Source organism: Mesorhizobium sp. M7A.F.Ca.CA.003.01.2.1 (assembly GCF_003998945.1).
In the GTDB taxonomy this organism is placed as follows: domain Bacteria; phylum Pseudomonadota; class Alphaproteobacteria; order Rhizobiales; family Rhizobiaceae; genus Mesorhizobium; species Mesorhizobium ciceri.
Genome location: NZ_RZRA01000206.1, coordinates 1 through 6,720, shown reverse-complemented (window position 1 = coordinate 6,720; position 6,720 = coordinate 1). Strand labels below are relative to the sequence as shown.

The following is a 6,720-nucleotide window of genomic DNA, read 5'->3' as shown; positions in this document are numbered from 1 at the left end:
TCGCCACATCAGGCACGCAAGGCTTTCATGTCAGCTATTCGCCGACCGCGACCGAATTCGCCGGCTGGGCTGCGGGCTCCGGTGGGCTGACCGTGCGCGAAACACATCAGGCGATGGAGGCGATCGCGCTCTCCGGCGGCTTGCTGTCGATGGATGTTTCGGGCCTGACGGCGGATCTGGAGCCGCGGATCGGCACCGACGCGGTCAACTTCGTCATGTCTGCCTTCGGCAAACGGATTCTCTGATCAGCCCTGCACTTCCACTGCCGCCCGCCATGCGCTGACATAGTCGACCCATGCTGGGTCTATAGGCCGTTCTATTCTTTCGCCCTTGCCGTGCGTCGCCGGCCGATCGCATGCCAGCAGCGCCGCGCCGATGCTGGTGCCGGTGGCGGCCTCCGACGCAACCACGGCGCGCGCCGTGGCTGCCGCCAGCATGCCGACAAAGAGCCGGTTGCGGGCAAAGGGGCCTTCGACCGTGGTCGGGCCGTCGGCACCGATCAAGTCGAGGCAGGTCGCCGTCATCAGGGCCAGATAGAATGAGATGGCGGCAAAGCGCTGGCCTTTGTTGATGCCGTCGGCGTTGAGCCATGCCGCGGCATGGTGCGGGAACGGCCCCGAACCTTGCTGGGTCGACGGCAGCAGCAGCATCTTTCGCGCCAGCACGGCGCCGACATCATCCTCGGTCCACGGCTCCGGCTGATCCTTTGTCAGCACCGAAAACTCGCGGCCACCCATGAAGCGCGCAGAGGGAACGGGATCGCCGAGCGCGTTGACATTGACCAGCGTGTCGCGCGCCGCATCCAGCACAATCTGCTTGCCGCCGACCGCCATCGACACCACCCAGGTGCCGGTCGAGACCACCGAGAAAGGCGGTTTGTCGGACAGCAGATGCGGCAGCAGCGACGCGTTGGAATCATGCAGACCGCAGAACACCGGCGTTTGCGGATCGAGTCCGGTTCGCACCGCAACAGCGGGCAGGATCGGGCCGAGGCGGTCCCCGGCTGGCCGCACCGGCGCCGTCAGGCTTCGCCACTCCAGCCTCTCGACCAGGGATGAAAAATCCGCTGTCCACGGGTTCCACAGGTCGGTGTGGCAGCCGAGCGAGGTGACCTCGTTGGCGGCGATGCCGGTCAGGCGCAAGGCCCAGTATTGCGGGTACATCAGCAGCGCCGCGGCCCTGGCGAATTCCGCCGGGAAGCTCTTCTGCTGCCAGAAGAATTGTGCTCCGAGATTGAGGCCGAGCGGCAGGCGCGGCGTGCCGGTCTCGGCAAAAGGCGGGCGGATCGCGTCGTAATCCTCGGCCATCCCGTCGGGGCCGTCGAACTCATAGTCGAGCACCGGCAGCACCAGTTCACCCGCCGCGTCGACCAGCACGCCGGTCGCGCCATGGGTGGTGATCGAAATGGCGTCGATGCGCTGTTCGCGGTTGAGGCCGGCAAGGCTTTCGAGGATGAATGCCCACAAGGCCTCGACATCGTGATGTGGGTAAGGCGCCTGCCGCACCGGCGCATTCGCCATGCGGCGCAGCGCCACCTCGCTCAACGCAGCGAGGTCGACCAGCGCCACCTTGGCGTTGGTCTTGCCTATGTCGATGACGGCGATGTGGCGCATCGCAGTCATGCCATATGGAACATTGTTTCCAGCTTCACGGCCACCGGCTCGTTGTCCGGCCTGGTTTCCATGATGTCGGCCATGTGGGCCCACCAGCGCTGCATCACCGAATGCCCGGGCAATTCGTCCATGCGGTGGTCGTCTTGCCGCCACAGCACACCGAACAGGATATTGGTCTCCTCGTCGAGATGGATGGAATAATCGGAGACGCCGGCCTGCTTCAGCAGCGCGACCAGCGACGGCCAGATCTCGTCATGGCGCTTCTTGTACTCTGCCTTCATGCCGGGCTTCAGCTTCATCTTGAACGCGTATTTCTCGGCCATCAACGCCCTCCGCGCAGCCGCCGCCAGACGATCGGCAAGGCGATGACGATGATCAGCAGCAGGCCGATGAAGATCGACATGACGATGCCCGGCACATTGAGCAGGCCGAGCCCGAAGGTCACCAGCCCCATGATGAAGGCGGCGAGCACGACGCCCAGAATGCTGCCGGCGCCACCGAGGATGCTGACGCCGCCGAGCACCACCATGGTGATGACTTCGAGTTCATAACCCTGCGCGATCGAGGGCCGCGTCGAACCGAGGCGCGAGGTGATCAGCACCGAGGCGATGCCCGACATCAGCCCGGTCAGGCAAAACAGGATGAACTTGGTGCGGCCGACGCGCACGCCGGAAAATTGCGCAGCGACCGGATTGTTGCCGATGGCGAAGACGCGTCGGCCGAAACTCGTGCGGTGCAAGAGGAACCAGTAGACGACAGCCGCGATCAGGAACAGCACCAGCTCGAACGACACCACCCACCAGACATAGCCCTGGCCGAAGAAGGCGAAGCTTGAGGGATAGCCTTTGTAGGCCTGGTCGCCGAGGATGATGAAGGCGATGCCGCGAAACAGGCTCATCGTGCCGATGGTGACGACGATCGAGGGCAGGCCGAGCCTTGTCACCAGCAGACCGTTGAAGGCGCCGCAGCCGAGCCCGACAACGATGCCGATTGCCACCAGCACTGGCGTGCCGGCGCCGGCCTGCACCGCCATGCCCATCATGGTCGACGCCAGCGCAATGATGGCGGCCACCGACAGATCGATCTCGCCCGAGATGATCAGCAGCGCCATGGCGAAGGCGATCAGGCCCTTCTCGGTGAAATTGAAGGTCAGATCGGACAGCGAGTACGGATCGAGGAAATAGGGCGAGGCGAAGCTGTTGATGGCGAAGATGGCGACGGCCACCACGACCAGCAGCGCTTCCCAGGAAAAGATCGCCGAACGCAGCGGCTTGTCGAGCCGGTCGGGAATGTGGCGCGGGGCAGGGCTGTCGGTCACGCCTCCACCTTTCTGAGGATGATGCGGCCTTGCTGGCGCTCGCCGCGCGCATTGAGCACGACGGCCAGAATGATTGCGCTGCCCGAAATCGCCATCTGCCAGAAGGGTGAGATGTTGATGACCGGCAGCGCGTTGGAGATGATGCCGAGGAACAGCGCCCCTAATACCGCGCCGCCGACCGAGCCGATGCCGCCGGCGATCGAGATGCCGCCGATGACGCAGGCGGCGATGATGTTGAGCTCATAGCCATTGGCGACCTCGACCGAGGCGATCACGTAGCGCGAGATCCAGAGATAGCCCGACAGGCCGCCAATCATGCCGGAGATGCAGAAGACGATGAATTTCGTCCGGCCGACATCGATGCCGGCATAGACCGACGCCGTCGGGTTGACGCCGATTGCGTAGATCGAGCGGCCGAGCGCGGTGCGTGTCATCACAACGAAGAACAGCGCAATGACCAGGATGGCGATCCACGACAGCACCGGAATGCCGAGGAAGGCCGCGCGCTGGAAGCCGATGAACTCCGGGCTCATCTTGTCGGCATTGACCCAGGCACCGCCGGACAGGACGAAGGTGGCGCCGCGATAGATGGTCAGCGTGCCCAACGTCACCACGATCGAGGGGATGTTCAGCCGCCAGACCAAAAGGCCGTTGATGGCGCCGAGCACCAGGCCGACGACCAGCGCAATGACGATCAGCAGCGGGATCGGGATCGCCGGATGCGCGGCGTTCAGCATCGCCACCACCATGCCGGTGAAGCAGAGGTTGGACGCCATCGACAGGTCGATCGACCGGGTCAGGATGACCACCATCTGGCCAAGCGCCAGGATCATCAGGATCGAGGTGTCGTTGAACACCTGACGCAGATTGGCCGGATCGGCGAAGGCCGGAAAACGCGTCGAGATCAGCCCGATCAAGACGATGATGGCAGCAGCCAGCCAGATTTCGCGGTATTTGAGGAAAGCCTTCATGCCGCGATCCCCGCTGCCGTCCGAACCAGCGTCTCGGCGTCCAGCCCCTTGTTGTCGTAGACCGCCGCGACTAGCCCCTCGCGCATGACCACGACACGGTCGGACATGCCGAGGATTTCGGGCAGCTCGGACGACACCATGATCACCGACAGGCCTTGCGCCACCAACTCGGCCATGAAGCCGTGCACGGCGGCCTTCGAGCCGATGTCGATGCCCTTGGTCGGCTCGTCCAGGATGATCACCTTGGGCGACGTCGCCAGCCATTTGGCGATGACGATCTTCTGCTGGTTGCCGCCCGACAGCGTGCCGACATCCTGGCTGAGCGAAGAGGCCCTGAGGTCGAGTCGCTCGGTGTAGGAGCGGGCCAGATCGAACTCCTCCGACAGCCGCAGCAGGCCGGATTTCGACGTGCGCTTGAGCGAAGGCAGCGAGACGTTATGGAAGATCGGCAGGCCGATCACCACGCCTTGCTTGCCGCGTTCTTCCGGTACGTAGACGATGCCGGCATCGATCGAATCCGCAGCCGATTTCGGCGCGATCGTCTTGCCTTCCAGCGTGATCGTGCCGGCTGAGGTGCGGGTGATGCCCGATATCGCCTGCATCACCTCGCTGCGGCCGGCGCCGACAAGGCCGTAAAAGCCGAGGATCTCGCCCTTGTGCAGTTCGAAGCCGATATCGTTGAATTCGGTCGGATGCGACAGGCCGGAAACGGAGAGCACCGGTGCGCCGATCTCGGCCTTGCGCTGCGGGAAGATGTGATCGACCGCGCGGCCGACCATCAGGCGCACGATCTGGCTCTGGCCGGCATCCTTGATCAGGCCTTCGCCGACCATCTCGCCATCGCGGAACACCGTGTAGCGGTCGGCGATGCGGTAGATCTCGTCGAACTTGTGGCTGATGAACAGGATCGCCTTGCCATCGCTCTTGAGGAATTCGATCAGCAAAAAGAGCTCCTCGATCTCCTTCATGGAAAGCGCGGCGGTCGGCTCGTCCATGATGACGATCTGCGCGTCGATCGACATGGCACGCGCAACCGCGACCAGATGCTTGTTGGCGATGCCGAGGTCCTTCAGCCGCGCGTCGGCGTCGATATGGCCGGCATGCATGGTGTCCAGCACTTCGCGCGCATTCTTGCGCATCGTGCGCCAGTCGATGGTGCCGAAACGCGTGCGTGGCGCGTGGCCGAGAAAGATGTTTTCGGCGACGCTCAGATCGTCGAACAGCACGGTTTCCTGGTGGATGGCGGTGACGCCATGGCCGAAGGCGGCATGCGCGCTGGGCAGGGTGACGGCGTGGCCGTCTATGCTGATCGTGCCCCCGTCGGGCTGGTAGATGCCGGTCATGATCTTGACCAGCGTCGACTTGCCGGCGCCGTTCTCGCCGATCAGCGCTGTCACCTGGCCCGGATAGAGCGACAGGCTGACATTGTGCAACGCGCGCACGCCGGGAAAGCTCTTGGAGATGCCGGACAGCGTCAGGCGTGGAGCCGGGGCCGGAGGCCGCTCCTTCACCGCGCCGTGTTGGGCTGTCGTGTCCATAGTCGTATCAAGCCCTGAAACAAGGTTCGTTTAAAGCCGCGGCGGGACGTGAGCCCCGCCGCGTCAGCTCTAGAGAACTCCAGATCAATAGATCTTGGAAAACTTTTCGATGTTCGACTTGTCGAACTGGAAGGGCGGAGCCATTGCAGCCGAGTTGGTGTCGTCGAGCGTGACCTTGCCGACGCGGCCGATCGACAGCGTGGCGCCGGGCTTGGCCTCTTCCTTCTTCACCGCCAGATCATGGGCGAGGTAGACGGCCGAGTAGCCGAGGTCGATCGGGTTCCACAGGGCAACCGCCTGGCTGGAACCGTTGTCGATGAACTTCTTGAACTCGGACGGCAGTGCGAGACCAGTGACATTGACCTTGCCGATCAGGTTCTCGTCGGTGACGACCTGGGCGGCGGCAACGACGCCGACGGTGGTCGGCGCGATGATCGCCTTCAGGTTCGGATAGGACTTCAACAGGCCCTTGGCTTCGTCGGTGCTCTTGGCCGAATCGTCATCGCCGTAGACGGTGGCGACGAGTTTGATCTTGGGGAACTTCTCCGGCAGGATCTTCTTGGCCGCGTCGATCCAGGCGTTCTGGTTGGTCGCGGTCGAGGAGGCCGACAGGATGGCGACCTCGCCGCCTTCCGGCAGGTGGTCGGCGGCGAGCTTGATGATGGTCTCGCCGATCAGGCCGGTGTCGGACGGGTTGAGGTGAAGCTGGCGACCTTCCTTGGCGACGCCCGAATCCCACGAGATGACGGTGATGCCGCGTTCCATGGCCTTCTTCAGCACCGGCACCAGAGCGTCGGCGTCATTGGCCGAAATGGCGATGGCGTTGACCTTCTGCGCGATCAGCGAATTGACCACTTCGATCTGCGCTTCGGCGGTCGCCTTGGTCGGGCCGGTGTAGATGATGTCGACATCGCCGAGTTCCTTGGCCGCCTCTTCGGCGCCCTTGTTGGCGGCATCGAAGAAGCCGTTGCCGAGCGACTTCACCACCAGCGCGATCTTGACGTTTTCGGCATAGGCTGCGTTCACGAACATGGCGGCTGAAAAGGCCGCCGTTACCATCAATTTCTTCAAGAAGCTCATCGAATTTCCTCCCTTGAGCGTTGCATTCCATCGCCGCTGCGAGCGCGAGTTGGCCTCAGGCCTGCAGTGAAGATTCTTCCTTGTTGGTTGCGGATGTGCGGGCGACGATCAGCGTCACGCCGGCGGTCTCCAGCATCTTGGCTTCACGATCGTCGATGCCGTCATCGGTGATGACGGTGGCGATGCGCGACAGGCCGCAC

Annotated in this window: 6 protein-coding genes and 2 pseudogenes; 1 reads left to right on the top strand and 7 read right to left on the bottom strand. The window is 63.6% G+C overall.

All coding sequences use genetic code 11. The annotated features are described in order from the left end of the window. Positions 1-245 (top strand): annotated as a pseudogene (locus EN969_RS11140) (alanine racemase); the annotation flags it as partial. On the opposite strand, the gene EN969_RS11135 reads toward EN969_RS11140, so the two are convergent. From EN969_RS11135 to EN969_RS35970, 7 genes and pseudogenes are all read right to left on the bottom strand, one after another. Next, entirely contained in the window at positions 246-1,622 is a 1,377-nt protein-coding gene (locus EN969_RS11135; protein ID WP_063170031.1) for an FGGY-family carbohydrate kinase, read from the bottom strand. Next, the gene (gene rhaM / locus EN969_RS11130; protein WP_024503130.1) at positions 1,619-1,936 is read right to left on the bottom strand and encodes an L-rhamnose mutarotase; all 318 of its coding nucleotides are present in this window, start codon (positions 1,934-1,936) and stop codon (positions 1,619-1,621) included. Before rhaM ends, EN969_RS11135 begins: the two co-directional genes overlap by 4 nt. After that, on the bottom strand, positions 1,936-2,931 hold the full coding sequence (locus EN969_RS11125) for an ABC transporter permease (RefSeq protein WP_063170032.1): 996 nt from the start codon (positions 2,929-2,931) through the stop codon (positions 1,936-1,938). The genes rhaM and EN969_RS11125 overlap by 1 nt, the downstream gene beginning before the upstream one ends. Beyond that, positions 2,928-3,902 (bottom strand): ABC transporter permease, encoded by a 975-nt coding sequence (locus EN969_RS11120; protein WP_013533601.1) that lies wholly within the window; start codon positions 3,900-3,902, stop codon positions 2,928-2,930. Before EN969_RS11120 ends, EN969_RS11125 begins: the two co-directional genes overlap by 4 nt. Beyond that, positions 3,899-5,440 (bottom strand): sugar ABC transporter ATP-binding protein, encoded by a 1,542-nt coding sequence (locus EN969_RS11115; RefSeq protein WP_063170033.1) that lies wholly within the window; start codon positions 5,438-5,440, stop codon positions 3,899-3,901. Before EN969_RS11115 ends, EN969_RS11120 begins: the two co-directional genes overlap by 4 nt. An 84-nt stretch (positions 5,441-5,524) precedes the next feature. Continuing rightward, positions 5,525-6,520, bottom strand: coding sequence for a rhamnose ABC transporter substrate-binding protein (rhaS, locus tag EN969_RS11110; protein WP_013533599.1), 996 nt, complete (start codon positions 6,518-6,520; stop codon positions 5,525-5,527). Between the two features lie 55 nt (positions 6,521-6,575). After that, positions 6,576-6,720: pseudogene (locus EN969_RS35970) on the bottom strand (DeoR/GlpR transcriptional regulator); the annotation flags it as partial.